Source organism: Pseudoalteromonas sp. AOP7-A1-14 (genome assembly GCF_052376275.1).
Lineage (GTDB): Bacteria > Pseudomonadota > Gammaproteobacteria > Enterobacterales > Alteromonadaceae > Pseudoalteromonas.
In genome coordinates this window covers 47,012-73,607 of sequence record NZ_JBQSVO010000004.1, presented here as the reverse complement: position 1 = coordinate 73,607, position 26,596 = coordinate 47,012, and the positions used below count along the sequence as shown (strand labels likewise).

Annotated in this window: 23 protein-coding genes; 4 read left to right on the top strand and 19 right to left on the bottom strand. The window is 41.9% G+C overall.

Annotated features, from left to right (window positions below; all coding sequences use genetic code 11):
- Positions 1 to 246: 246 nt before the first annotated feature.
- From ACT3RM_RS01640 to leuS, 14 genes are all read right to left on the bottom strand, one after another.
- Positions 247 to 486: an RNA recognition motif domain-containing protein gene (locus ACT3RM_RS01640; RefSeq protein WP_197113617.1), complete on the bottom strand. Its 240-nt coding sequence runs from the start codon at positions 484 to 486 to the stop codon at positions 247 to 249.
- Positions 487 to 849: 363 nt separating this feature from the next.
- Positions 850 to 1,815: a lipoyl synthase gene (lipA, locus tag ACT3RM_RS01635; RefSeq protein ID WP_441834300.1), complete on the bottom strand. Its 966-nt coding sequence runs from the start codon at positions 1,813 to 1,815 to the stop codon at positions 850 to 852.
- Entirely contained in the window at positions 1,812 to 2,465 is a 654-nt protein-coding gene (lipB, locus tag ACT3RM_RS01630) for a lipoyl(octanoyl) transferase LipB (protein WP_441834299.1), read from the bottom strand. Before lipB ends, lipA begins: the two co-directional genes overlap by 4 nt.
- A 20-nt stretch (positions 2,466 to 2,485) precedes the next feature.
- On the bottom strand, positions 2,486 to 2,764 hold the full coding sequence (gene ybeD, locus ACT3RM_RS01625; protein WP_441834298.1) for a DUF493 family protein YbeD: 279 nt from the start codon (positions 2,762 to 2,764) through the stop codon (positions 2,486 to 2,488).
- Between the two features lie 179 nt (positions 2,765 to 2,943).
- Positions 2,944 to 4,104 carry a serine hydrolase gene (locus ACT3RM_RS01620; RefSeq protein ID WP_441834297.1) on the bottom strand — a complete coding sequence of 387 codons (1,161 nt, stop codon included), beginning with the start codon at positions 4,102 to 4,104 and terminating at the stop codon, positions 2,944 to 2,946.
- A 53-nt stretch (positions 4,105 to 4,157) separates the two neighbouring features.
- Positions 4,158 to 4,928, bottom strand: a complete 771-nt coding sequence (locus tag ACT3RM_RS01615; protein WP_441834296.1) for a septal ring lytic transglycosylase RlpA family protein — start codon at positions 4,926 to 4,928, stop codon at positions 4,158 to 4,160.
- Positions 4,928 to 6,034, bottom strand: a complete 1,107-nt coding sequence (gene rodA, locus ACT3RM_RS01610) for a rod shape-determining protein RodA (protein ID WP_441834295.1) — start codon at positions 6,032 to 6,034, stop codon at positions 4,928 to 4,930. Before rodA ends, ACT3RM_RS01615 begins: the two co-directional genes overlap by 1 nt.
- Positions 6,031 to 7,911, bottom strand: a complete 1,881-nt coding sequence (mrdA, locus tag ACT3RM_RS01605; RefSeq protein ID WP_441834294.1) for a penicillin-binding protein 2 — start codon at positions 7,909 to 7,911, stop codon at positions 6,031 to 6,033. Before mrdA ends, rodA begins: the two co-directional genes overlap by 4 nt.
- 9 nt (positions 7,912 to 7,920) lie before the next feature.
- A complete protein-coding gene (rlmH, locus tag ACT3RM_RS01600) occupies positions 7,921 to 8,391 on the bottom strand; it encodes a 23S rRNA (pseudouridine(1915)-N(3))-methyltransferase RlmH (RefSeq protein ID WP_441834293.1) in 471 nt (156 codons plus the stop codon).
- Between the two features lie 29 nt (positions 8,392 to 8,420).
- The gene (rsfS, locus tag ACT3RM_RS01595) at positions 8,421 to 8,738 is read right to left on the bottom strand and encodes a ribosome silencing factor (RefSeq protein WP_441834292.1); all 318 of its coding nucleotides are present in this window, start codon (positions 8,736 to 8,738) and stop codon (positions 8,421 to 8,423) included.
- Positions 8,739 to 8,794: 56 nt separating this feature from the next.
- Complete coding sequence (gene nadD, locus ACT3RM_RS01590; protein ID WP_441834291.1) at positions 8,795 to 9,442, bottom strand: nicotinate-nucleotide adenylyltransferase; 648 nt, start codon at positions 9,440 to 9,442, stop codon at positions 8,795 to 8,797.
- Positions 9,443 to 10,483, bottom strand: coding sequence for a DNA polymerase III subunit delta (holA, locus tag ACT3RM_RS01585; RefSeq protein ID WP_441834290.1), 1,041 nt, complete (start codon positions 10,481 to 10,483; stop codon positions 9,443 to 9,445). It lies immediately after the preceding gene.
- Complete coding sequence (locus ACT3RM_RS01580) at positions 10,483 to 10,977, bottom strand: LPS-assembly lipoprotein LptE (protein WP_441834289.1); 495 nt, start codon at positions 10,975 to 10,977, stop codon at positions 10,483 to 10,485. The genes holA and ACT3RM_RS01580 overlap by 1 nt, the downstream gene beginning before the upstream one ends.
- A gap of 1 nt (position 10,978) precedes the next feature.
- Positions 10,979 to 13,567 carry a leucine--tRNA ligase gene (leuS, locus tag ACT3RM_RS01575; RefSeq protein WP_441834288.1) on the bottom strand — a complete coding sequence of 863 codons (2,589 nt, stop codon included), beginning with the start codon at positions 13,565 to 13,567 and terminating at the stop codon, positions 10,979 to 10,981.
- Positions 13,568 to 13,752: 185 nt separating this feature from the next.
- Here leuS and ACT3RM_RS01570 point away from each other — a divergent pair, with 185 nt between their 5' ends.
- The 4 genes from ACT3RM_RS01570 to ACT3RM_RS01555 all read left to right on the top strand — a co-directional run bounded on the left by ACT3RM_RS01570 (position 13,753) and on the right by ACT3RM_RS01555 (position 20,634).
- Positions 13,753 to 14,211: a zinc ribbon-containing protein gene (locus ACT3RM_RS01570; protein ID WP_441834287.1), complete on the top strand. Its 459-nt coding sequence runs from the start codon at positions 13,753 to 13,755 to the stop codon at positions 14,209 to 14,211.
- A 149-nt stretch (positions 14,212 to 14,360) separates the two neighbouring features.
- A complete protein-coding gene (locus tag ACT3RM_RS01565) occupies positions 14,361 to 16,694 on the top strand; it encodes a Lon protease family protein (RefSeq protein WP_441994775.1) in 2,334 nt (777 codons plus the stop codon).
- 1 nt (position 16,695) lies between these two features.
- Complete coding sequence (locus ACT3RM_RS01560) at positions 16,696 to 17,172, top strand: FKBP-type peptidyl-prolyl cis-trans isomerase (protein WP_441994777.1); 477 nt, start codon at positions 16,696 to 16,698, stop codon at positions 17,170 to 17,172.
- Between the two features lie 222 nt (positions 17,173 to 17,394).
- On the top strand, positions 17,395 to 20,634 hold the full coding sequence (locus ACT3RM_RS01555) for a S41 family peptidase (RefSeq protein ID WP_441994779.1): 3,240 nt from the start codon (positions 17,395 to 17,397) through the stop codon (positions 20,632 to 20,634).
- A 403-nt stretch (positions 20,635 to 21,037) separates the two neighbouring features.
- On the opposite strand, the gene lnt is transcribed toward ACT3RM_RS01555, so the two are convergent.
- The 5 genes from lnt to miaB form a co-directional block, all read right to left on the bottom strand.
- Positions 21,038 to 22,600 (bottom strand): apolipoprotein N-acyltransferase, encoded by a 1,563-nt coding sequence (gene lnt, locus ACT3RM_RS01550; RefSeq protein ID WP_441994781.1) that lies wholly within the window; start codon positions 22,598 to 22,600, stop codon positions 21,038 to 21,040.
- Positions 22,581 to 23,465 carry a CNNM family magnesium/cobalt transport protein CorC gene (corC, locus tag ACT3RM_RS01545; RefSeq protein WP_441994782.1) on the bottom strand — a complete coding sequence of 295 codons (885 nt, stop codon included), beginning with the start codon at positions 23,463 to 23,465 and terminating at the stop codon, positions 22,581 to 22,583. The genes lnt and corC overlap by 20 nt, the downstream gene beginning before the upstream one ends.
- A gap of 22 nt (positions 23,466 to 23,487) precedes the next feature.
- On the bottom strand, positions 23,488 to 23,946 hold the full coding sequence (gene ybeY, locus ACT3RM_RS01540) for an rRNA maturation RNase YbeY (RefSeq protein WP_441994783.1): 459 nt from the start codon (positions 23,944 to 23,946) through the stop codon (positions 23,488 to 23,490).
- Positions 23,946 to 25,010, bottom strand: a complete 1,065-nt coding sequence (locus ACT3RM_RS01535; protein WP_441994784.1) for a PhoH family protein — start codon at positions 25,008 to 25,010, stop codon at positions 23,946 to 23,948. Before ACT3RM_RS01535 ends, ybeY begins: the two co-directional genes overlap by 1 nt.
- 62 nt (positions 25,011 to 25,072) lie before the next feature.
- Positions 25,073 to 26,518: a tRNA (N6-isopentenyl adenosine(37)-C2)-methylthiotransferase MiaB gene (gene miaB, locus ACT3RM_RS01530; protein ID WP_441994785.1), complete on the bottom strand. Its 1,446-nt coding sequence runs from the start codon at positions 26,516 to 26,518 to the stop codon at positions 25,073 to 25,075.
- Positions 26,519 to 26,596: the final 78 nt, after the last annotated feature.

Below are 26,596 nucleotides of genomic sequence, written 5' to 3'. Positions count from 1 at the left end.
CAAATTTCGATAAGATAATACCGAGTTATTAAAGTATGACTTTTTAGAGAGTTACTTTCCTGCCTTACTATTAGAACACTAATTCAATGGATATAAAGAGTTGCACAATAAGTCTATCTAAAAAAAGTAGTTAATAATAACGAGCAGCGTTTTATTTTTTTCGTTGAACAATAATTTTTTATATTAGCCGCTTTTAGTAAAAAACCAGCATAAGCTGGTTTTATTCTTTAAGTAATGAGTTATTACTTAAGCATCGGCTAATTTAACGCGGATTTTACTTTTATCAACGGTAGCTTGGTTAAGAGCAGCAATAGCGCCTTTAACTTCTATATCGTTTGGCATTTCAACAAAGGCAAAGCCTTTAGATTGGCCTGTTTCTTTATCAAGTACCAAGTTACAGGTAGTTACTTTTCCGTGCTCTGTAAATAAAGTACGAAGTTCATGCTCAGTTGTAGCACGAGACAAGTTACGAACTAATAGTTTCATAATAAACCTAAATAATTATGTCAGTACTAATTATCTCAAGTATCTCGGGTTTAACCTAACTTTATTTTAAAAAGGCCAAATTCATTTTATTAAACGCATATCGACATTTGTAACCCTGTAATTAACTAACTTGTATCAGAGATTATTAACGGCTCACCAGGTTCGTTAACTGTTATGCATTTCAAGGTTGATCGAGGTGTTAAGTGTGAGCCGAAAGTACTCTATGGTGATGGTAAGGTAGATGTTATTACTAGTAATGTTTTAGAGTCTACTACGCGCTTCAAAGGAGTAAATTGATTTAAAAATAAAAAGCCGTTAATGACTATAAATCATTAACGGCTTTTTAATTTCTGATAAAAGAGCTTATTTCACTTCTTTACCAGCCGCTTGTTGGTCAGCGTGGTAGCTTGAGCGAACAAACGGACCAGAAGCTGCGTGAGTAAAGCCAATTTCATCAGCGTACTCTTTTAATGCATCAAACTCGGCAGGTGGCACATAGCGCTTAACCGGTAAGTGATGCTTTGAAGGCTGTAAATACTGACCTACTGTTAGCATGTCGACGTTGTGTTCACGTAAGTCACGTAACACTTCTTCTATTTCATTAATTTCTTCGCCAAGACCCACCATTAAACCTGATTTAGTCTTAACTTCTGGATGTGCTTCTTTAAAGCGACGCAGTAATTCTAATGACCATTTATAGTCAGCCCCTGGGCGTGCAAGTTTATATAAACGCGGTGCTGTTTCAAGATTATGGTTAAATACATCAGGTGGCGTTTCGATTAAAATTTCAAGCGCTTTATCCATCCGGCCACGAAAATCGGGCACCAAAACTTCAATTGTAATGGTTGGGTTGTGCTTGCGTATTTCTCGAATACAATCAGCAAAGTGCTGTGCGCCACCGTCGCGTAAATCGTCACGATCTACGGAGGTAATTACTACATAGCTTAGCTTCATGTCTTTAATCGTTAGTGCGAGCTTTTCAGGCTCGGCTGCATCAGGTTTAAGTGGGCGACCATGGGCTACGTCACAAAATGGGCAGCGACGAGTACAAATAGCACCTAAAATCATAAAGGTGGCGGTACCATGGTTAAAACACTCAGATAGGTTGGGGCACGAAGCCTCTTCACATACCGAATGCAAGCCATGCTTACGCATTGCTTGTTTAATGCCATCAATTCGCTCGGTTGACTTAGGTAAGCGAATTTTAAGCCACTCTGGCTTACGTAGCATTTCGGTTTTTTCTGTTGGTAATACTTTTACTGGGATCAACGCCATTTTTTCTGCGTCGCGTAATTTTACCCCAGGTTCCATTTTGACTGGTTTATTCATTCGTTTTCAAACCCTTCAGTATGCTTAACATCTGTTGCGTTAAGCTTTTTGATCATATGTTTTACAAGTCCAGCACCTGCTTGTTCTAAATTAGCTGGGCCTGTTAAGTCGGTAGTTTGCACCATATTCATGCCGGCATAACCGCAAGGGTTGATGCGTAAAAATGGGCTTAAATCCATATTTACATTTAGTGCTAAACCATGAAATGAGCAGCCGCGGCGAACACGTAGCCCAAGTGATGCAATTTTACTGTCGTTAACGTATACACCCGGTGCATCGGGCTTAGCATAAGCGTCGATGTCATATTCTTTAAGGGTATCTACTATACACTCTTCAAGCCACGTCACTAATTCGCGAACACCTATCTTTAAGCGGCGTAAATTAAACAATACATACATCATCTGCTGGCCAGGACCATGGTAGGTCACTTGGCCGCCGCGATCGACTTTAATTACTTCAATATCGCCGGGGGCGAGTAAATGTTCGTCTTTACCTGCTTGGCCTTGGGTAAATACGGGGTCGTGTTCAACCAGCCATATTTCATCGGCGCTATTGTCATTACGGGTATCAGTAAAGTCTTGCATTTTTTGCCAGATTGGCATGTAACGCCTGCGACCTAATTGACGTACCACTATGGTGTTTTCGCTCACTACTTGCTCCACGTTATGCGTCAAAGCATATGACGTACGTCATCAATTGCGCTGATCACGTTATAAATTTCTTCAATATGTGCGCCGCTTGTTACCGTGGCTACCAATGTTATTGATTCATAGTTACCTTTGCTACTAGGCTTTACTTTAGGTGCGTAATCACCAGGGGCAATCGGTTGTAACTTGGCAAGAATTTGGTCAGTTAAGTTTACATTTGCTAAACCCATTATTTTAAATGTAAATGGGCATGGGTACTCTAAATACTCATCAAATTTAGTATCTTTTACAGGTGTAGCCATGACGATGACTCCTCGTACTTAAAATGTGTGTAGGGGTGATAGACCACCTAAACAGCAAACTGACATGATTTACCCATGTATACGGATACGGATGGGCTAGTTATGGGGCGCATTCTACCATTATTTAAGCAAAAAAAAACGCCTTGCAAGGCAAGGCGCTTATATTCTTTAATACGTTTTTACATTATTTGTAAACGTAAGTAATCATAAATTTTACTAAAGAAGCTACCTTCTTCAACTTCTTCGAGGGTAACTAATGGATATTGTGCAATATCTTCCCCTTCAAGCTGTAAAAATAAGGTGCCTACAGTTGTGCCTTTAGCAAGGGGTGCTTCCAGGGTGCCGTCAAGCTCAAAGTTAGCTTTTAGGTTTTTACGCTGACCACGTGGGATTGTAATTGGTGTATCTTCTAAAATACCCAGCGATACATTTTCTTTGTTACCCATCCAAATGCGTTGCTCTACGAAGCTGTCGCCTGCTTTATAAGGGGTTGTTGTTTCATAAAAGCGGAACCCGTAATTAAGTAATTTTTTACTTTCTACTTTACGTGCTCGTTCGCTTGAAGTGCCCATTACAACGGCAACTAAGCGCATGTCATCTTTAGTCGCTGAAGTTACAAGACTGTAGCCTGCGTCGTTAGTATGACCTGTTTTAATGCCGTCGACATTCATGCTTTCATCCCATAACAATGAGTTACGGTTATATTGCTTGATGCCATTAAAAGTAAATGATTTTTCTGCATAAAGAGCGTATTCGTTCGGTACATCTCTAATAAGTGCAGCGCCAAGTGTTGCCATGTCACGTGGGGTGGTAAAGTGCTCGTCAGTATCAAGGCCGTGGCTATTGATAAAGTGGCTGTTACTCATGCCTAGCTTTTCAGCGTGGGCGTTCATCAAGTCTGCAAAAGCGCTTTCGCTACCGGCAATGTGTTCAGCCATAGCAACACAGGCATCATTACCTGATTGAATAATAATGCCGCGGTTTAAATCTTCTACACTAATTTGCTTACCTACTTCGATAAACATTTTTGATGATTCTGGGAAGTTTTTAGCCCATGCTTTTTCGCTTACCGTTACCATATCAGTATCAGCAATATTGCCAGCTTCAATTTCAGTACCAATCACATAACTGGTCATCATTTTTGTTAAACTCGCTGGCGCAAGCTTTGTATCAGCCTCGCCTTCGGCAATAACTTTACCGGTGGTAAAGTCGACCAAAAAGTAACCTTTAGCATTAACTTGTGGTGGTGCGGGAATTATTTGCGCGGTGACTGAGAATACGGCGGCTGAACACGCTATTGCGCATACACTACTTAGAATTTTTGATTTAATTGATTTCATCATACTCATTAATAGTTAAGGTTAAAGATTCGCATTTGCCTATTCTAAAGGGCTTAGTTAGTGTAAAGCAAGAACGCGTTTTGAAATTGGCTTTGTTTTAGTTGTTCAAGTACCTGTTGTGCTTCTTGTGCGTCCTTTATAGGACCTAAGCGCAAACGATAAATTCCGTCTTTTTCAACAATATTTGTAGGTACATGATACTGCGTGGCAAGTCTTGCAGCTAAGGCATTGATATTTGCCAGTGTACTCCCCGCGGCCACTTGGATATAGCTCAAGCGCGGCTTTGAATCTGCAAGGGTAATTGCCTCAAGCTTAACCTCGGCTGTACCATGGTGGTAATAGCCTAGCTTGTAGGCGGCTGCATAGGATAAATCAATTAGTCGGTCTTCATGAAAAGGGCCACGATCGTTTACTTTAACAATTACTGATTTGCCATTGGCAACATTAGTAACGCGCACAAAGCTCGGTAGCGGTAATGTTTTATGGGCGGCGGTCATGGCAAACATATCGTACACTTCGCCATTTGAAGTGTGGTAACCGTGAAACTTGCGACCATACCATGAGGCTATACCTTGTGCTTTATAACCGGTTTCATCAAGCATTGGAGTGTAGCGTTTACCAAGTACTTTATAAGGACGGCCTGCACTAGCACTTTGCGTCACTTCTGTAACAATGGCATCTTGCAATTCAAGTTCAGTGGGGGCCCTAAGCGGGGCTGCATCGTGCTCCATAGCGTAGCGACTGCTTGATGAAGGTGCGCTGCTACACGCACTTAAAAAAACCACGATTAAACTAAATACTACTACCTGAAAATATATACGCATTACTTTAAAAGCATCCTTTTATCGGTGGCAATCGACATAATAATACCAAAGCCCGCCATGAGCGTGACCATGGATGTACCACCATAACTGATAAGCGGTAAGGGCACACCTACAACAGGAAGTAAGCCAGACACCATACCAATATTAACAAAAATATAAACGAAAAAAGTGAGCGTAAGCGCACCGGCTAACAACTTTCCAAAAGCGTCTTGCGCGTTAACCGCAATGTATAAACCGCGGGCAATAATAAATAGATATAACGTTAATAGTAAGCTTACACCGAATAATCCAAACTCTTCACTCAGTACAGAAAAAATAAAGTCGGTGTGACGCTCTGGTAAAAACTCGAGTTGTGATTGTGTCCCTTGTAGCCAGCCTTTACCTTCAACGCCGCCAGAACCAATGGCTATTTTTGACTGGATAATATGATAGCCAGAGCCAAGCGGATCGCTTTCAGGGTCTAAAAAGGTGAGTACTCGTTGTTTTTGGTAATCGTGCATGCCGTAATGCCAAAAAGGCCAGGCGGCGAGGGCGACAATACCAGTTAAAAAACCAATTAAACGCCAGCTTAAACCCGATAAAAACAACACAAATACGCCAGAGCTCGCTATTAAGATAGAGGTACCTAAATCTGGCTGTTCTTTAATTAATAACGTTGGCACCATCATAATTACAAAACCTACAATTAAGTGTAGCGCCCGAGGGGGTAAGTGGTTTCGGCCAATGTACCAAGCAACCATCATGGGTACGGCTATTTTCATAAGTTCAGCAGGCTGAAAGCGGGTAATACCTAAATCTAACCAGCGTTGTGCGCCTTTTGAGCTTACACCAAATAACAGTACGCCAACTAACATTAATAAGCCTAAGCAATAAAGTGGGATCACTAAGCGCTTTAAGGTGGCCGGAGAAAATTGTGCTAACACAAACATACCAATAATCGCACCTGCCATACGCGTAGCGTGGCGGATCATCATCGCCATATCTTGGCCGCTGGCGCTGTAAACAATGATTAAACTGGCCGCCATCATTAGCATTAAAGCTAAAAAAAGGGGGAAGTCTAAATGTAGGCGCTGCCAAATTGAGCGTTTATCGTTAAGCGGTATCATGGCTGTTTTCTCTTTGCCAAACTAATCGGGTTGGCTGAAAAGTAATAATCCATCAGTTGACGCGCGATGGGGGCAGCTACAGAGCTCCCGCCACCGGTGTTTTCGACCACTATAGACACCACTATTTGCGGATCGTTATAAGGTGCAAAGCCGGTGTAAATTGCATTATCACGGTAGCGTTCTTTTAAAGCATCGCCATCGTAGCGCTCGCCTTGGGCAATACTAACCACTTGCGCTGTACCCGTTTTACCCGCTGGGTCATAAAGTACATCAGTAAAGGCCTTATGCGCAGTACCTGTAGCTTTTGTTACGGTGTTATGCATTGCATTGAGCGCGATATTCCAATGATTTGGGTTTTTAAGTACCACTGGCGGTTTTTCTTCATTATTAATTTGGGTTACCTGGTTTTCTTTTTTAGCTACTTGCACTAAATGTGGTGGGTGGTTAATCCCCCGGTTGACCATAATATTTAAAGCATTGGCAATTTGAATCGGGGTTGCCGTCCAATAACCTTGGCCGATACCTACCGAAATAGTATCTCCGCGCCACCATGACTCACGAAAACGGCCTTCTTTCCATTCTTTTGATGGCAAGATGGCGGTGGTTTCTTCATGAATATCTATACCCGAGAAATCGCCGTAGCCAAACTGTGCCATAAAGTTACTAATTTTAGTGATCCCTAAACGATACGACACATCATAAAAGTAGGTATCGCACGACTCTTCAATCGCCCGGTAGATATCTACATGGCCATGGCCCCAACGTTTCCAGTCACGCCATTTATGGTCGACATTTTGAATTTGAAAAAAGCCCGGATCCCATATAGTGGTATCTTCGCTCACGACCCCTTCTTCGAGTGCTAAAATAGCCATGTGTGGCTTTACTGTTGAGGCTGGTGCGTAGCGACCTTGCGTGGTGCGATTAATTAGCGGGCGATCAGGATTTAACAGTGCTTTATAGTTTTTGCTGCTAATGCCGTGTACAAATAAATTAGGGTCGTAACTCGGGTTTGAATAAAGTGCGAGTACACCGCCGTCTTTAGCGTCCATTACCACAATGGCGCCGCGCATATCTTTAAGAGCGTGTTGGGCTATTTGTTGTAAGCCAATATCTAAGGTAAGTACCAGATCGTGGCCAGGCTCAGGCGGCGTTAAACTTAAGGTGCGAATGACACGGCCACGGTTATTTACTTCAACGCGCTGCGAACCTACTTGACCATGTAAGAGTTGTTCGTAATATTTTTCAATACCAAGCTTACCAATGTCGTGAGTAGCGCGGTAATTAGTGCCTTGCTCTTCAGCTTCTAGTTTTGCCAACTCTTTTTTATTGAGTTTTGATACATATCCTAATGCGTGGGTGAGGGTATCTGAAAATGGGTAATAACGAGCAAGTCGCGCTTCTATACTAAAGCCTGGAAATTTATGTTGATTAACTGAAAATTTAGCCACTTCTAATTCGTTTAAACGAGACTTAAGTACTTGGCTTTTAAAGCGGCGGTTATGTTTTATATCGTTTAGAAATTCACTTTTATTTTGCTCTGAAATATCAATCAGTTTATCAATGGCGATCAGCGATGCATCAAGGTCGTCAACTTCTTCAGGGATCACTTCAAGATTATACACCGGTTTGTTTTCAGCCAGTAACACCCCGTTACGGTCGTAGATGAGGCCACGATTGGGGGCAATAGGAATAACTTTTATACGATTGTCGTTGGAGCGTGTTTGATAGTCATTATGATCAGTCACTTGAATGCTATACAAGTTTGATAGCAAAATGGCCACCATGGCCATCACAAATACAAACCCCACAAACGCGCGCCTAGCAAATAAGTTAGCTTCTGCCGAATGGTCGCGAATAGTGGGTCTGTGTTTAAACATACGGATACATTACTCGCGGTGGTATGGATGGTTATTGTTTAAGCTCCAGCCGCGATAAAGGCTTTCGGCAACAATAATACGTACCAGTGGATGCGGTAAAGTCAGATTTGATAGCGACCATTTTTGCTCAGAAGCTGCGATACACTCAGGAGCTAAGCCTTCTGGGCCGCCAATCAGTAAACTCACGTCGCGACCATCTAGTTGCCACTTTTCCATGTTTTTAGCCAATTGATGGGTGTCTAGTGGCTTACCTGTCACTTCAAGCGTTACAATACGATTGCCTTTGGGGATTGCGGCGAGGGTTTTTTCACCTTCGGTATGCAAAATGCGCTTAATGTCAGCGTTTTTACCGCGTTTACCTGCGGGTATTTCAGTCAGCTCTAACGCCATATCTTTGGGAAAACGGCGCTGGTATTCAACAAACCCAGTTTCAACCCACGCGGGCATTTTAGTTCCAACGGCAATCAATTGTATTTTCAAAGCGTTATCCTACGTTTTGCTTTAGGAGGTTAACCCCAAAGTTTTTCAAGATCGTAGAAGTCGCGAGTCTGGTCTTGCATTACATGCACAACCACATCACCTAAATCAACTAATACCCATTCGCCTTCAGTTTGACCTTCGTAGCCTAGTGGTTCCTCACCAGTGTGGCGGGCAGATTTTGCAACGTGGTCTGCTATTGATTGAACATGACGTCTAGAGTTACCCGAACAGATCAGTAAATAATCAGTAATGTCTGATTTTTCACGCACATCAATTTGTACCACGTCACGAGCTTTCATATCGTCAACTTTATCAAGTGCAAAGGCGAGTAGTTGTTTTGAATCCAAAGTTTTATCTCAAATAGTAAATAAATATTAATGTCATTTTATCACGCAGGTGGTTTTTAATCATCTGTTTGATAAAGCCGGTGCTCTTTAATGTACTGACTGACTTCAGGGCTTAAAAGTTCCGTTTCCTGTGGGTCAGTTTTTAAATTGCGGCGAATGGTGCTTGAGGCCGCAGCAATTTGTTTTCCTTGTAAAAAATATAACTTACCCGCTTTAGCGCGAGTGAGCTCGTAACTATTAGTTGTTTGCGCCTGTTGTTTATAAGTAAGTAACTTACCTTGAGGCGCACAAGTTTGCCCAGGGCGCTGATATACCACCACATGGCAAAGTTTAATTATTTCTTGCCATTGATACCATTTATCTAAGCTATTAAACGAGTCCATCCCCATTAAAAAAAGTATTGCTGAGTCAGGATGTTCAGCTCTAAGCTCTTGCAAGCTGAGCAATGAATAAGAAGGGCCTTGGCGTGATAGCTCGCGTAAATCTAAGCCAAAGTACGGATAAGGCTTGAGAGCTAATTTGAGCATATTTATACGGTGGCTGTCGCTGGTATTGGGCGCGGCTTTATGAGCAGGGATAGCGCAGGGCATAAAATAAAGTGTGTCTAACTTACACTGCGCTAAGCATTCTTTGGCCATATTAATGTGGCCTAAGTGAATGGGGTCAAACGTGCCGCCGAATAAAGCAATAGTCTGGCTTGGCATTTAATCAACACGCTTATAACAAGGTAAAGGAATTTCAAGTGGCTGGCAAAATACTAAACAAATATGTGCCAGCGCTTGATAAGGCGCGACTAATTGACCTTGCTTATAACTGGCGTCAAACTGGGCTAATAAGCTAATAATATACTCAACACTTACAATGTTGAGGCGCTTTAGTGCTTGTTGTACTGCACTTTGTTGATTTTTCCAGATGCCATTTTTTGTACATAACTGATGAAAGCTTTCGCCGTTTGCTAAGCCCTGCTGTAGGCTCAGTAGCGTATTTGCTTCTTTATTTAGGGTCCATAAAATACTCACCGCTTCGGTGTTATCACCGGCTAGTTTATTCAGTACTTTAATTGCTTGATGGGCGTTACCTAGTAGCAATGACTCACTTAAATCAAAAATATCAAATTTGGCTTGATTAAGTAGCCCTTGCATCACCATTTGCTGATCGATCAATGCTTTGTCATGCAGTAACGAAAGCTTTTCAAGTTCTTGTGAGCAGGCCAGTAAATTACCTTCTGTGGCATCAAGTAAAGCATGTTTAGCATCGGCTTGAATATTCAAGCTTAAGCGTCTGCATTGCTCGTCAATCCAGCGACTTAAATGGTTGCCTGTAAGTGGGTAGCAAGGAACAAATAAACCGTTTTTTTCAAGTGCTTTAAACCAAGCACTGCGCTGAATATCTTGGCTGGCTTTTTGGCCTTTAACTATAAGTAGCGTATCTGGATTAAGTAATTCCACTACTTGTTTAAACGTATTGCTACCGGGAATACCGGGTTTTTGGAAGTTTAAATCAAGCTCTATCAAGGTACGGGCGCTAAATAGCGACATACTTTGGTATTCATTGATTAATTCTTGCCAATCGAACCCTTGCATCAAGGTCAGTTTAATAACTTCATCAAACCCTTGTGCTTTTGCTGACTGGCGAATTTGTGTTACACACTGATCAACCTGAAAAGGCTCCTCGCCAAACACCAAATAAACCGGTGCTAAGGTTTTGCCTAATTGTTCTTTTAGTTGATTAGCATAACAGCGCATTACAGTTGTGATAGCTCGCGCATGATACGACGACTCGCTTGTTGGCGAATTTCGTTTAGTAATAACTCAAGCTCTTTGGCTTTAGCGAGTGCGTTGTCAGGGTCGTCTTGGTAGTTACGATAAAGCTCAAAACTTTGCTCTAACGGTTCATGTCCAGGGCGCTTTAAAATGTAGGATACACTATAAGCCAGCTCGTATTCGGCGACTTGACCATTATCAAAAAGTGATAGTGTTTGGCGCTCAAGACTGTCTTTGCGTAAATAAAGCTGCGGCACATTTTTTGCGACCTCAGCTTGTATATCTACTTTACTGGCGATTAACTCATCTTCTAACATTGCATATAAGGTTGAGCGTTCATCGTCGCCCATCAACGTCAATGTTTTTAAGTCATCAGGCAAGCTGGATGCTTTTTTTAAATGAAAGCCACAACTGCTTAGCATTAAACAGACTAGCACTAAGGCTAGTCCATTTTTAATGGCATTTAACGCTGCCATATTAGCTTGCAACCACATTAAGTAGTTTACCCGGCACGTAAATAACTTTACGGATGGTGTTGCCATCAGTGAATTTAGTTACGTTAGGTTCTGCAAAAGCAAGTTCTTCGACTTGTTCTTTGGTCGCATCTGCGGGCACTGTTAGTTTGGCGCGAAGTTTACCGTTTACTTGTACGATGATAAGTTTTTCATCTTCTACAAGGGCAGCGTTATCTACTTTTGGCCATGCTGCGTCAAGGATATCGCCTTCTTTACCTAAGTCTTGCCATAATTGATGGCTAAGGTGTGGCGTAATTGGCGCAAGCATAATTAATAGCGCTTCAAGTGCTTCATTAGCAATCGCAACATCTTGCTTATCAGTGAGTGGCGCTTTAAGTAACTTATTTGAAAGCTCCATAATGGCAGCAATCGCGGTATTAAAGGTTTGACGACGTTCAACGTCATCAGTCACTTTTGCAATCGCTTTGTGTAGCTCACGGCGCAGCACTTTTTGCTCGTTATTTAAGGCGCTTAAATCGAGTGCCTGAAAACCGACCGTTTCAACATCAACGGCATATTTCCATACGCGCTTTAAGAACCTATGCGCACCTTCAACACCCGAATCAGACCATTCTAATGTTTGTTCTGGTGGGGCGGTAAACATCATGAATAAACGTACCGTATCAGCGCCGTATTGAGCAATAACTTGTTGTGGGTCGATGCCGTTATTTTTCGACTTAGACATTTTACTCATGCCTGATGAAAATACCGATTCACCATCATCTTTATGCCATGCTTTAGTTACACGGCCTTTGTCGTCGGTTTCGGTTTCAACATCGCTTGGTGAAATCCATACATCACCGCCTTTTTCATCTTTACGATAGAAAGTTTCAGCAAGTACCATGCCTTGGCAAAGTAAACGCTCGAATGGTTCATCTGAATTAACCAAGCCAAAATCACGTAGTAACTTATGGAAAAAACGTGAATATAATAAGTGTAAAATGGCGTGTTCAATACCACCAATATATTGATTTACTGGTAACCAATAATTTGCCGCGCCAGGCTCTAACATGCCTTCATCAAAACGAGGGCTACAGTAACGCGCGTAATACCACGATGACTCCATAAAGGTGTCAAAGGTGTCTGTTTCATGAAATGCTGGTGCGCCGTTCATGGTGGTTTTAGCCCAGTTTTCATCGGCTTTTATCGGCGATGTAACACCGTTCATTACCACATCTTCTGGTAAACGAACCGGTAGCATATCTTCAGTAGCCGCAAGCTCGTTACCTTCTTCGTCGCTAAGCATTGGGATTGGTGATCCCCAATAACGCTGGCGGCTAACACCCCAGTCACGTAGACGGAAGTTTACCTTACGCTCACCTACGCCAAGTGCTTCAAGTTTATCGGCAATAGCATTAAAAGCAGCGTCAAATTCAAGGCCATCAAATTCACCTGAGTTTACTAATACGCCTTTTTCAGTGAATGCTTGGTTGTCTAAATCAACCGTTTCATCACTACCGGTAGGCGCTGCAATAACTTGCTTTATGTCAAGGCCATAAGTGCTTGCAAATTCGTAGTCACGTTGGTCGTGACCAGGTACGGCCATAACTGCGCCTGAGCCATAATGCATCAGTACAAAGTTAGCAACCCAAATAGGCACTTGCTCGCCGGTTAATGGATGAATCGCGTAAAAGCCGGTGGCGATCCCTTTTTTCTCCATGGTAGCCATGTCAGCTTCGGCGATTTTAGTATTTTTACACTCATCAACAAATCGTGCGACTGCGTCGCTATTTTTTGCCGCTTCTTGGGCGATAGGGTGTCCGCCTGCAACAGCAACATACGTCACACCCATAAAAGTATCTGGGCGAGTGGTGTAGACGCTAAAAGTTTCGTCGCTGTCTGCACGTTTAAACTCGATGTCTAAGCCTTCAGAGCGACCAATCCAGTTACGCTGCATAGTTTTAACTTGCTCAGGCCAGTCTTCTAGCTTGTCTAAATCGTCAAGTAGTTCTTGTGCGTAGTCGGTGATTTTAATAAACCACTGTGGGATTTCTTTTTGTTCTACGATCGCACCAGAGCGCCAGCCGCGTCCGTCAATAACTTGCTCGTTGGCAAGTACTGTTTGGTCAACAGGATCCCAGTTAACCGTTGACATTTTTTTGTACACTAGGCCTTTTTCATACAACTTAGTGAAAAACCATTGCTCCCATTTATAATATTCAGGATGACAGGTGGCAATTTCACGATCCCAATCATAGCCAAAACCTAATTGCTTAAGCTGGGTACGCATGTAATCAATGTTTTCGTAGGTCCATTTTGCAGGCGCAGTATGGTTTTTAATAGCGGCGTTCTCTGCTGGTAACCCAAACGCATCCCAACCCATAGGTTGCATTACGTTTTTACCTTGCAAGCGCTGAAAGCGAGATACTACATCACCAATTGTGTAGTTACGAACATGACCCATGTGTAGTCGACCACTTGGGTATGGAAACATTGAAAGGCAGTAATACTTTTCTTTGCTCTCATCTTCAGTGACTTTAAATACTTGGTTTTCATCCCAGTAAGCTTGTACTTTTGACTCTATATCTTGCGGGTTATATTGCTCTTGCATCTACGGTTCCAGACTTCTTGCAAACTAATAAAAAATTGCCGAATAGGATAACTCAAAATACCTGTTAATCACAGCGACAAATAAGGGCTTTTATTAAATTCACAGGGAAATGTGTTTTCAGTGCAGGTTAACCTATACTTGTTTAAGCTGAACACTGATTTAACGCAGTTTAAAAGGAGTAAACAATGGCAGATTATAAAACATGGTTAACTGATTTAAGTGCATGGCTTAAAGATGTAAAAGATCATGAACTAAAAGATGCAATGGATAAGTTTGTTGAATCTGAGCAAGCACTTAAACAATTAGGCCAAGATAAAGTAAATTTATATCGTGAGTATTTAAAGCGCGATCTTGACCACATCCAAGAAAACGATAAACACTATGATTCGCTTGCTTGGCAAGAACTTAAAGAGTCTTTATGGTTTGAACTTTCGCACATTGAAGACAAAACTCAGCTCGAATGGCAAGCGTTAAGCCAAGATTTTAAGCACAATGGTGTCTATCATCAAGGTGAATGGATAGCCATGGGCACGTTAGTATGTAAGAATTGCCACCATAGTTATGATATTTACCATGCCACAGAAATAACCCCGTGTAGTAATTGTGGCGGTATTTACTTCAGCCGTAAGGCATTGCAACCTTAAATTTAATCCAAGGTCGAGCTACTCGGCCTTGTTACACACTCACCACCATTGGTTGGTATAATAAGAAGTTAGGAATGACGAATAAACTGATCCCTTTATCTGTGTCTGCATTGGCACCTGAAATCTCTGCAAACCATGTAGCTACCTGCATGAAAAATCCATACCCAGAAGAGCTAACTTTTATTGGCCAGCAGCGCGCACAAAGTGCCCTTGATTTTTCGCTAGGGATGGAACTACCAGGTTATAACGTTTATGTTATGGGCGAAGCAGCTCATGGGCGTTTTACCTTGGTTAAAGATAAGTTGACCGATCACAGTAAAGGTAGGCCGACGCCTAACGAATGGTTATACGTTAATAATTACGATGACCACCGCGAACCAATTGCGCTGTTTATGCAAGCAGGACAAAGCAAGCAACTAGCAGACGACATAGACTCATTTATTGATGAAGTGCTTGATACCTTTCCGGCAGCGTTTGATAACCCAGCTTACCAGCGCAAGAAAAAGTCTATCGATCGCGAGTTTAACGATTTATACGACAGTGCGATTACTGCCGTGGAAGTGGCAGCTCTTGAGCAAAGTGTTGCCCTTATTGAAGAAAAAAATGTAGTAGGTTTTGCGCCACTGATTGATGGCAGACAGCTGAGCGACAGTGAATTTGCGACTCTTGATGATGATTTACGCGAACAGTTTTATCAAGTAATCGAAAAACTAGAAGATACTTTAATCGAAGCGTTAATTGAGCTACCTCGTTGGAAACGCGAATCATCTGAAAAGTTACGTAACTTGAAGAAGTCGACCGCAGAGCTTGCCACTAAACCATTACTAAAAGCCCTTGAGCATAAATATGCCGCGCATATTGGTGTGCTGCGTTATTTAAAAGATATTCGAGTTGAAATTATCGACGCTGTACTTGAGTGGCTTGATGATGACGATGTAAGCGAAGAAAACAAAGAAGACTTTGATCGTAAAGGCATGCTTACTGATTTTTTTGCACCTAATATACTTGTTGAGTTTAAAGAAGGTGACGCTGCGCCTGTGGTGTATGAGCCTAATCCAACCTTTGGCAATATTTTTGGTAAAATTGAATACGCCACTTCGCAAGGCTCGCTCATCACCAGTTATCGCTCAATTCAGCCCGGTGCATTGCACCGTGCCAACGGCGGTTATCTAATTATGGATGCTGAAAAGGTAATGGCGAACCCCCAAGTGTGGGATGGCTTAAAATTATCACTTAAAACTCATCAAATTAAAAACGATTTACCGTATCAAGACAGCGCAGTAGGCAGTAGCTTTACCTTGCGCCCGCAGTTAATACCGCTGGATGTAAAAATTATTCTATTGGGTTCGCGAGAGCTTTATTACACTATTGGTGAATACGATGAAGAGTTTGCTGAGCTATTTAGAGTCTTAGCTGACTTTGATTATTACCTGCCAAGCAGCGATAAATTACAATATCAGTTTATTACCAAAGTCGCCGAGTATTGCCAGCAAACGTTAAAATGCACCATTACCGAAGCGGGCATGGCTCGACTACTTAAATTTAGCTACCGACAAGCCGAGCACCATAATAAGCTTTCGGCTCGTTTTGCTGATGTATTAGAGCTGGTGGCTGAAGCAAGTTTTTATGCCAAGCAAGATAACTTGAGCATTATTGACGACCACCATATTGATGAAGCGATTGTCGGCAAGCAATATCGTACTGGGCAAATTAGCGAAAATATGCTCAGTGACATTAAAGAAGGCCACACGCTCATTGCCACTGATGGTCACGCCGTAGGTAAAGTAAATGGCTTAACGGTATTACACATCGGTGATACCTCATTTGGTACGCCCGCGCGTATTACTGCCACCGTTTATGCAGGCGCCGATGGCGTAATTGATGTCGAACGTGAAGCAGAACTGGGTAAAGCTATTCACTCTAAAGGCGTGATGTTGCTCACGGGTTACTTGGGAAATAAGTATGCCCAGCAATTTAGTTTAACCCTAAGTGCTAATATCGCCATAGAGCAAAGCTATGGTTATATTGACGGCGATAGCGCTTCGCTTGCAGAGTTGTGTGCGCTTATTTCTGCTATTACTAGTTTACCAATTAGCCAATCTATAGCGCTTACTGGCTCTATTAACCAACATGGTGATGTACAAGCTATTGGTGGCGTAAACGAAAAAATTGAAGGCTTTTTTAAGCTTTGTAAAATGCGCGGTTTAACGGGTTCCCAAGGGGTGATTATTCCAAAATCAAATCAAGTGAACTTAGTGCTGGATGATGAGATTTTAGCCGCCGTTGAGCAAAAGCGATTTAATATATTTGCTGTTGAAACCGTTGATCAAGCACTTAGCTTATTAATGGATAGTGACGCAGGCGAGCTTTCAGATGGCTGTTATCCAGAAGATTCAGTTAATGGCATTGCCTTAGCGCGTTTAAGTAATATCGCCGATATAGTAAACGGCGAAGGCGACGACAAAGAAGAAGAGAAAGAATAAGATGGTTAATATTATTTTGGTGATAATTATCGCCATATTTTGTTTTTTGATTTATCAAAATAGTAAAAAAGTAAAACAACAAGCTGTAGCTAATGCACAAATTGAGGCCGATTTTTTAATCGCGAATAGCAAGGTCGAAGGGGTACATGAAACCGCCTCTGGTTTGCAATATAAAATCGAGCAACAAAGTGGCAACGACACTAAACCCAATCCTACCAGTATGGTTAAAGTGCATTATCATGGCACCTTGCTTGATGGCAGTGTATTTGACAGCTCAGTAGAGCGAAACAGTCCAATTAGCTTTGGGCTACATCAAGTGATTAAAGGCTGGACTGAAGGTCTGCAGTTAATGAGCGAAGGTGATAAATATACACTGTATGTCCCGCATCAATTAGCATATGGCGAAAAACGCGTTGGTAGCATACCTGCCGCGTCATTACTTATTTTTGAAGTAGAGCTACTCAAAATAGAGTCATAATAAGGTTGTGAGTGCTTGGAGCGGGCTTATGTTATTGTTTTATGGCCCTCAGCAAGGGCTTTTTTACTGAAATGGATGCTTTTTGAACCTGAATTAGCTAACTAATCGTATTTACACTTTGTTACAGTAATTTGTCGCACAAAGCTGCAATTCCTTCTTATATTGTTATTATGATATAAAATAACAATATGCTCATCACTTGAGCTAGTAAGGACGGTAACGTTGAAACTACGCACTTTATTAACTGTAATAGCTGTTACAGTTGCACCTGTAACTTCCCCAATGGCAGTAGCCTACGAAACACAAGATACGCGACTATTACGCTTCCCTGATATCTATAAAGAATTTGTCACTTTTGTCTATGCCGGCGATATTTACATCGCAAATACAAAAACAGGTAATAGTACGCGTCTGACTGATCATGAGGGGTTTGAGACTTTTCCTAAATTTTCACCCGATGGCAAAAAAATTGCTTTTTCAGCTCAATATAATGGCAGCAGACAAGTTTATGTCATAAATCGTGACGGCAGTGAACTTAAACAGCTTACTTATTATAATGATGTAGGAGTTATGCCCCCACGCGGTGGTTATGATTACCGTGTTCTTGATTGGACACCTGACGGTAAAAACATTGTATTTAGAGCAAATCGCACACCGTATGGAAAGCGTGTTGGTAGGCCCTATATGGTCCCCGCAGAAGGGGGGTTAGAGCAACCATTACCCATCCCTGAAACCGGCGGCGGTATGCTATCGCCAGATGGTAAGCACTATGTTTATACACCGATTGATCGTGAGTTTCGTACTTGGAAACGCACGCGTGGCGGGCGAGCGCAAGATGTATGGATTTATGATTTAGAAAATAATAAATCTAAACAACTTACTACTAACAGAGCTACCGAGCAGCAACCGACTTGGGTTAACGATAATATTTATTATGTGTCAGATAGAGAATATACGCTGAACCTATATAAGCACCAAGAAGGCAAAGCGCCAATAAAAGTTACAAACCACACCGATTTTGACATTCTTTGGCCGTCAGCAGGACCCGATGCCATAGTCTATGAAAGTGGTGGGTATTTGTACCGCTTTGACGACGCAACACAGCGTGAAGAAAAGCTGACGATCAATGTACAAGGAAGCCGTGAATATACCATGCCTTACAGCAAAAATGTGGCTGGTTTTATTGACTCAATGGACGTCTCTCATGATGGTAACCGGGTGGTATTTAGCGCCCGTGGCGACTTATTTTCTGTGCCGGTGAAAAACGGTCCTACACGTAATTTAAGTCATACTTCAAAGGGGCGTGAAATTGCGGCTTCTTGGTCACCAAACGGTCGCTATGTTGCTTATATGAGCGATGAAAGTGGTGAGTACGAAATTTATATTCAAGATAGAGCGAATAATAATAAAGTGAAACAACTGACCAGTAATGGCAGTATTTGGCGCTTTGACCCCGTTTGGTCACCTGACAATAAAAAATTATTGTTTGCAGATCAAAATCATACATTATGGTGGTTTGATATCAAAACGGGCAAGCAACATAAAATAGATACCAGTAAGTATGATGAAGATGGCTTGACCACTTATATTTGGTCTCCTAATAGTGACGATATTGTTTTTGTTAAAAATAATGAAAATCGCTATGCCTCGTTATGGCTCTATAATTTGGATGACGAGCGTGTTATTCGTTTAACCGATAATATGAGCAGTGAAAAAAATCCGGCATTCTCACCCGATGGACAATATCTGTACTTTACCTCTGAGCGTGATTTTAACTTAACGTTTAGTAGTTATGAGTTTGACTACATGTTTAACAACGCAACTCGGCTTTATTCTGTTGCGGTAAATAGTAAAATTAAACCGTTAAATAGTCCTCTTACTGATGAAATAACTATTGTAGGGTCAGATACTAAAGGCGATAAAAAATCAGCTAAAGTACCAAGCAATCACATACAAAGTGATGGTTTCATGGAGCGTGTTGTTGCACTAAATACCCCTGCTGGAAATTATGAAGCATTAACGGGTGTTAAAGGCGGGGTATTAACTTTATCTAAAGGGGAACTTAAATTAATACCTGATAGTGTCGATAGTGAAGTGACGATAGTTGCACAAGGGATTGATAATTATAAAGCTTCAGCAAATGGCGAACATATCATTGCGCGAGTAGGCGATAACTATAGCGTAATTAAGCCAGAGGCAAAGCAAGACTTAAAAGAAACGCAACTCAACCTGCAAGATATGGTATTAAAAATTGATCCGCAAACTGAGTGGGCACAAATTTATCGAGAGGGTTGGCGAACCTTACGTGACTGGTTTTACGATGAAAATCATCACGGTCAAGATTGGGATGCGATTTTAGCGCGTTATCAACCGATGGCTGATGCTGTGGTACATCGCGCTGATCTTGATTATGTTTTGAGTGAGATTGCAGGTGAAATTAACTCTGGGCATATTTATGTAAACTCAGGTGACATGCCAACAGCAAAACGGTTAAAGCATGGCTTGTTAGGCGTTGAAATTAGTGCCCATAAATCCGGTTTTGTAAAAATAGAGACTATTTTTAAAGGCGAAAATTGGCACGAGAACTTCCGGTCACCACTTAATGAAACCGGTGTTAATGCAAGTGTAGGTGATTATATTATTGAAGTGAATGGCCGCTCAGTAAAAGACGTGGTTAACTTTTATGAATTACTAGAGAACACCCAAGGTAAGCCCGTGGAGTTATTACTGAGTAAATCACCCAGTTTGAAAAAAAGTTGGAAAGTAACCGTTAAACCAACAGCTAGTGAAACCGGTTTACGTTACCTGCAATGGGCGCAATCGCGTGCTGATTACGTAGATAAACTCTCAGATGGCCGCATCGGTTACGTACACTTACCCAATACACACTATGAAGGAAATCGTTCGTTATTTAAAAACTTTTTACCGCAAACGACTAAAGAAGCCATGATCATAGACGATCGTTATAACGGCGGTGGCTTTATTCCAGAGCATATGATCACTTGGCTTGCGCGCAAACCACTTAATTATTGGAAGCGTCGCGGTGTTGAGCCAACTAAAACACCGCAGTTTGCTCATGATGGTCCAAAAGCCATGCTAATAAATGGTTATTCAAGTTCTGGCGGCGATGCACTGCCGTATTACTTTCGTCAAGCGGGGCTTGGTAAATTGATTGGTACGCGAACGTGGGGTGGCTTAATTGGTATCTCAGGTAATCCTAGTCTTGTTGACGGTGGTTCAGTTATTGCTGCAACCTTTAGAATACTCGACAACGACGGTAATTGGATAATCGAAAACGAAGGGGTTAGCCCAGACATTAAAGTCATCGATCGCCCAGAGCTAATTCAAGCAGGCGAAGACCCGTCTATTGAACGTGCTGTTGAGGAGTTATTAAAAGAGCTCAAAGCGAACCCTAAAAAACCATTAGTTGTACCCCCAGCTCCGAAAGAGTTTGGTAAATAGTTAGGTACAATAGCATTAAATAAAGCCAGTATTTACTGGCTTTATTTTTACACAAAAAATAATTTACTTTAAGACAAAGAAGGCTTGCAACCGTAAAGCTATTTTAGAGAAACGTTTTAAAATTAAACATCAAACAGCTCACTTAATTAAAAATAGTCAACATCCACACCAGAGAGGTTACTTATTTTACACCGCTTTTTGCTACTTGCGCGCCTTTTGATGATACTAATAAATAATAATTTTCGCCTTGCATAGCAGCTATTTCGGCTGCTTTTAGCCAATAATTAAAATTAACCCTTCGTTAGGCTTCAATCGATCCTGCGGTATTTTTTGTGGTATCGAAAGATAATAATAATAGAGCGGTTATTTTTATAAGAGACTCCAAACGAGCAAACTTCTAAAGCTATTCTTCTTTAACTTTGAACCTCATAACCAAGCCAATCACTCCCACCAATACTACAAATATCCATACTGGTAAGCTGCCATATTGACTGTAAATACTATCGCCTTGAATGAGCTTTACGTTCACTTTAAGGGTATCGGCTTCAAACTGCGGCATGCTGGTTTGGATTTGGCTGATTGGATCATATACACCGCTGATGCCGTTGTTGGTGGCACGAATGAGTGGACGTTGTAATTCTAGGGCGCGCATGCGGGCTATTTGCATGTGCTGGTGGGGTCCATGTGAGTCGCCAAACCAAGCATCGTTGCTGACGGTAAATAAAATGTCAGATTCGCTGTGGTAATTGCCACGGACTAAATCGGCAAAGGCTATTTCGTAGCAAATAGCGGGCAGAATATTTAGGCCATTAGCGCGTAGGTTATTTTGGACTTTATCACCACGGCTGAACGACGACATGGGTAAGTCAAATAGTGGTGCGATGGGGCGCAATAAGTCTTCAAACGGTACAAACTCCCCAATGGGTAACAGCTGGTGCTTTCGGTAACGATTTTTGCCTAAATACTGGTAGTGGCCGTGCTCATCGCCGCGCTCTTTATTGCCAAGCACTATTAAGGTATTAAAGATAGCGCGAGTGTCGCGCTGGTAATCAACAATGCCGGTAATAAGTGCGGTATCGTTAAATGATGCGGCGTTATCAAGGCCTGATAAGTAACTACCAGCAAGGGCTTCCATTTCAGGCACAGCGGCTTCTGGCCAGACAATGAGATCAGCATTCCAATGTGGGCGAGTCATGTCTTGATACTTGCTCATCGTACTCCAGAATTCACTGGGATCAAAACGTAGGTGCTGTTTGATATTACCTTGCACTAACAAGGTTGAAATAGTTTTATCGCTGTATTGTGTCGCTTTATTGTTATGGCCAATAAAACCAACGATGCACAGTAATATAGTTGTAGCGACAAGCGCTTTAATAGCGCGTGCAAAGAGCAGTTGATAGGCACTAAAGGCAAGCGCGATGCATACAAGGATTAAGCCAAATTCACCGATAATGGGGGCAAATATATTTAAAGGGCTGTCGGTTTGCGTATAGCCAAAGCTTAACCAAGGAAAGCCTGTTAGCACTACACCACGCAAATACTCAGTAACCGCGAAACCGCTTAATAACAGTAAACCAAAGGTGTTTGGACTACTCGCAAAGCGTGTTGCAAACGCGCAGGCCAGTGCCGGGTAAATAGCTAAATAAGCGCACAGTAAAACCATTAAAGTAATTGAGGCTATAAGTGGCATGCCACCAAAAGTTGCAATAGAAACATGCACCCAGCTAATGCCTGCACCAAACCAACCAAGGCCGAAAAGAAAGCCGTACTTGGTGCTTTTTTTACTAAACGTTTTACCAGTTTGAGTTGGATTAATACAGTATATTAGGCAAGTAAGGCTTAAGAAGACAATTGGCCAAATATTAAAAGGGGAGTAGCTAAAAGTTAAAACAAGGCCCGCAATAAATGCGAGCCACGCTTTTTTATCTTTTGCTAATAAAGTGAGATTAGTTAGCAGTTTCTTCAATGTTGTTGTCTTCAGTCTTTGGAATAGTTATTTGTAGTTGTAAGATACGACGGTTGTCTGAGTTAGTTACTTTAAACTGCAAAGCATCTATATTAATGAGCTCACCACGGCCTGGCATGTGACCAAATGCATGTAAAACAATACCGCCTATGGTGTCTGCATCTTGGGTGTTAAAGCCGGTTTTAAAGAACTCGTTAAAATCATCTACAGGGGTGAGTGCTTGTACTACAAAGACATGTTTTGAAAGCTGACGAATATCGTGTTGATCTTCGTTTTCATCGTGCTCATCTTCGATTTCGCCAACGATAATTTCTAAAATATCTTCTATAGTAACAAGGCCTGATACACCACCGTATTCGTCAATTACAATCGCCATATGATAACGTTGTTGGCGAAACTCATTAAGTAGTGTATCTACACGCTTACTTTCAGGCACGACCATTGCGGGGCGTAAGTAGTCACGCAGTGATGGCAATTGGTCATCTTTATTTAAGATTAATGGAATTAAATCTTTAGCAAGTAAAATTCCCTCAACATGGTCTTTATCTTCACAGACTACTGGAAAACGAGAGTGTGTTGAGTCCACCATCATGGGAATTATTTCTTCTAGTGGGGCATCGACCTCTAATGTGATCATCTGTGAGCGCGGGATCATAATGTCGCGCACTTTAAGCTCAGAAACCCCAAGCACACCTTCAATCATCTCTTTGGTATCAGGGTCGATTAAATCCCGCTCTTGCGCATCGGCAATTACTTCAACCAGATCTTTTTTGCTTTGGGGTTCACCTTGCAACATTTGGGTAATTTTACCCAACCAGGTTTTGCCAGAAGAACCCTGGCTACTCTGCGAGTTATCGTCGCTCATTGCGTCTATCTGCTCCGTTAATTTAAATATCGTCCCGATATGGGTCAGCTATATTTAGTTCAGCAAGTAATTGCTTTTCTATGCTTTCCATTTCGAATGCGTCTTCGTCCTTTATATGGTCAAATCCAAGTAAATGCAAGCATCCATGGATCACCATGTGGGCAAAATGGTCATGAAATGACTTTTCTTGCTCAATTGACTCAGCCAAAACAATGGCTGGGCAGATAATTAAATCACCTACCAATGGTATTTCTATACCTGGTGGCGCTTCAAATTCAAATGACAACACGTTAGTGGGTTTGTTTTTACCTCGGTAGTCATTATTAAGTTGTTGGCTTTGTGCCTCGTCGCTAATAACTATTGTTAATTCAGACTCTTCGCGGTATTTATTTAGAGCTTTATTTACCCAGACTTCAAATTGTGCAAAGTTAGGTAAGTTGTCAAACTCACATGCGAGTTGTAAATCAAGGTCTGTGGTCACTATTTACCTTCTTGCTGATTGTTGGTCAGTGCCGTTTGTTGAGCTTCTTTTTGGCGATGTTTTTCTGCGCGTTTTAAGCGTGCAACCTCGTCATTATGTTCATACGCTTCGACAATACGTGCAACTATAGGGTGGCGAACCACATCGTGCGATTGAAAAAAGTTAAAGCTTATTTCGTCAATGCCATCAAGTACTTCAATTGCATGGCGAAGTCCTGAGCGCGCGCCACGAGGTAAATCAACCTGGGTTATATCGCCGGTGATCACTGCTTTTGAGTTAAAACCAATCCGCGTTAAGAACATTTTCATTTGCTCAGCAGTGGTGTTTTGGCTTTCGTCTAAAATAATAAATGCGTCATTAAGTGTACGGCCACGCATGTAAGCAAGTGGGGCAACTTCGATGATATTTTTTTCAATTAGTTTTTCGACTTTTTCAAAGCCGAGCATTTCAAATAATGCATCGTAAAGCGGGCGAAGATAAGGGTCGACTTTTTGGCTTAAATCGCCAGGTAAAAACCCCAGCTTTTCACCGGCTTCAACCGCTGGGCGGGTTAGTAATATACGGCGAACCTCTTGGCGTTCTAGCGCATCAACCGCAGCGGCTACCGCAAGGTAGGTTTTACCTGTGCCTGCAGGGCCAATACCAAAGGTAATATCATGATTTAAAATATTGGCAACGTACAAACCTTGGTTATCATTACGTGGCTTAATAACACCACGGCGGGTTTTAATAACCATTTCTTTGCCGTAGGCGCTTTGTGGCATATCTTGCTCAAGTGCATTGCATTCGCTAATAGCGAGATGAACGGCATCGGGTTCTATTTCACCAATTTCACCACGTAGTGGCTGAGTATCAACATATAAGCTTTTTATTATTTCTACCGATGCTGCCGCGCTATGCAATTGACCTGTTACTTTAAAAAAGTTATCACGATGGGCTATTTCTACACCAAGTCGGCGTTCAATTTGTTTGATATTTTCGTTAAATGGACCACATAAAGAAGAAAGGCGTTTATGGTCGGAGGGTTCTAAATAAAGCTCTAAGGTTTTTAATTGATTACTCAAAATTGCTTCCTATTTATGGGTGTCAGCCTAAGCTTTAACCGAGACTGACACCAATTAATTAGCTACGGAACAAACGTCGCAACACCAATTTCGTTCTGTGCTGCAGGTGCTTCTGGTTGAGCTGCCTTACTAACTATGGCTGATGGTGCAATATCACGACGTAGGTTCATTTCTGATTCTGTACGAATTAAGTCACCACGTAAAGAGTTAGGTAATGCTTCTGTAATACGTACATCAACGAATTGACCGATTACTGAATGAGGACCAACAAAGTTTACTACACGGTTATTCTCAGTGCGGCCGCGCAGTTCCATCGGGTTTTTCTTTGATGGGCCTTCAACTAATATGCGCTGCTCGGTATCAAACATTTGGCGGCTTATATGCTGTGCCATTTGGGTGATTCTATTTTGTAATAAGTAGAGGCGCTCTTTTTTCTCTTGATCTGACACATCATCTGGCAAGTCAGCCGCTGGTGTACCTGGGCGCGCGCTATAAATAAAACTAAAGCTCATATCAAAACCAATATCATTAATAAGGTTCATAGTGGCTTCAAAGTCAGTTGCACTTTCACCTGGGAAGCCGATGATAAAGTCAGACGACATACTTAAGTTAGGGCGAATTTTACGTAATTTACGAATCGTTGACTTATATTCAAGCGCAGTGTGGCCGCGTTTCATTAAATTAAGAATACGATCTGAGCCACTTTGTACTGGCAAGTGCAAGTGATCGACTAGTTCGGGTACATCTTCGTACGCATCAATAATATCCGGAGTAAACTCAACCGGATGAGAAGTGGTGTAACGAATGCGGTCAATACCGTCAATCGCTGCTACGTAACGAATTAGATCGGAGAAATAACAAATCTCTCCGTCGTGAGTATCACCGCGATAAGCATTTACGTTTTGACCTAATAAGTTTACTTCACGTACGCCTTGTTCAGCCAGTTGCGCTACTTCTAATAATACATCATCCAGTGGGCGGCTTACTTCTTCACCACGAGTATATGGTACTACGCAGAACGTACAATATTTAGAGCAGCCTTCCATAATAGATACAAATGCAGAAGGGCCTTCGGCTTTTGGCTCGGGCAAACGGTCAAATTTTTCAATTTCAGGGAATGAAATATCAACTACCGATGATCCTTTACTCCCTTGTACTTGCTTGATCATTTCAGGAAGGCGATGTAATGTTTGCGGACCAAAAATCACATCAACAAATGGTGCGCGTTGACGAATAGAGTCACCTTCTTGGGAGGCTACACAGCCGCCGACCCCAATGATCAAGTCTGGCTTGTCATCTTTTAATAACTTCCAGCGACCTAATTGATGAAACACCTTTTCTTGGGCTTTTTCACGAATTGAACAGGTATTGAGTAAGATCACGTCTGCATCCACAGCTTCATCAGTTAACTGGTAGCCGTTGGTAGCATCGAGAAGATCCGCCATCTTCTGAGAGTCGTATTCATTCATCTGACAACCCCAGGTTTTAATATGCAGCTTTTTACTCATTGAAATATTGCCTCGTTTTCAATTCGGTAGTGGCACAAATACGTGCTAGAAACAGGATCAAGTAGCAGATGCGTTAAA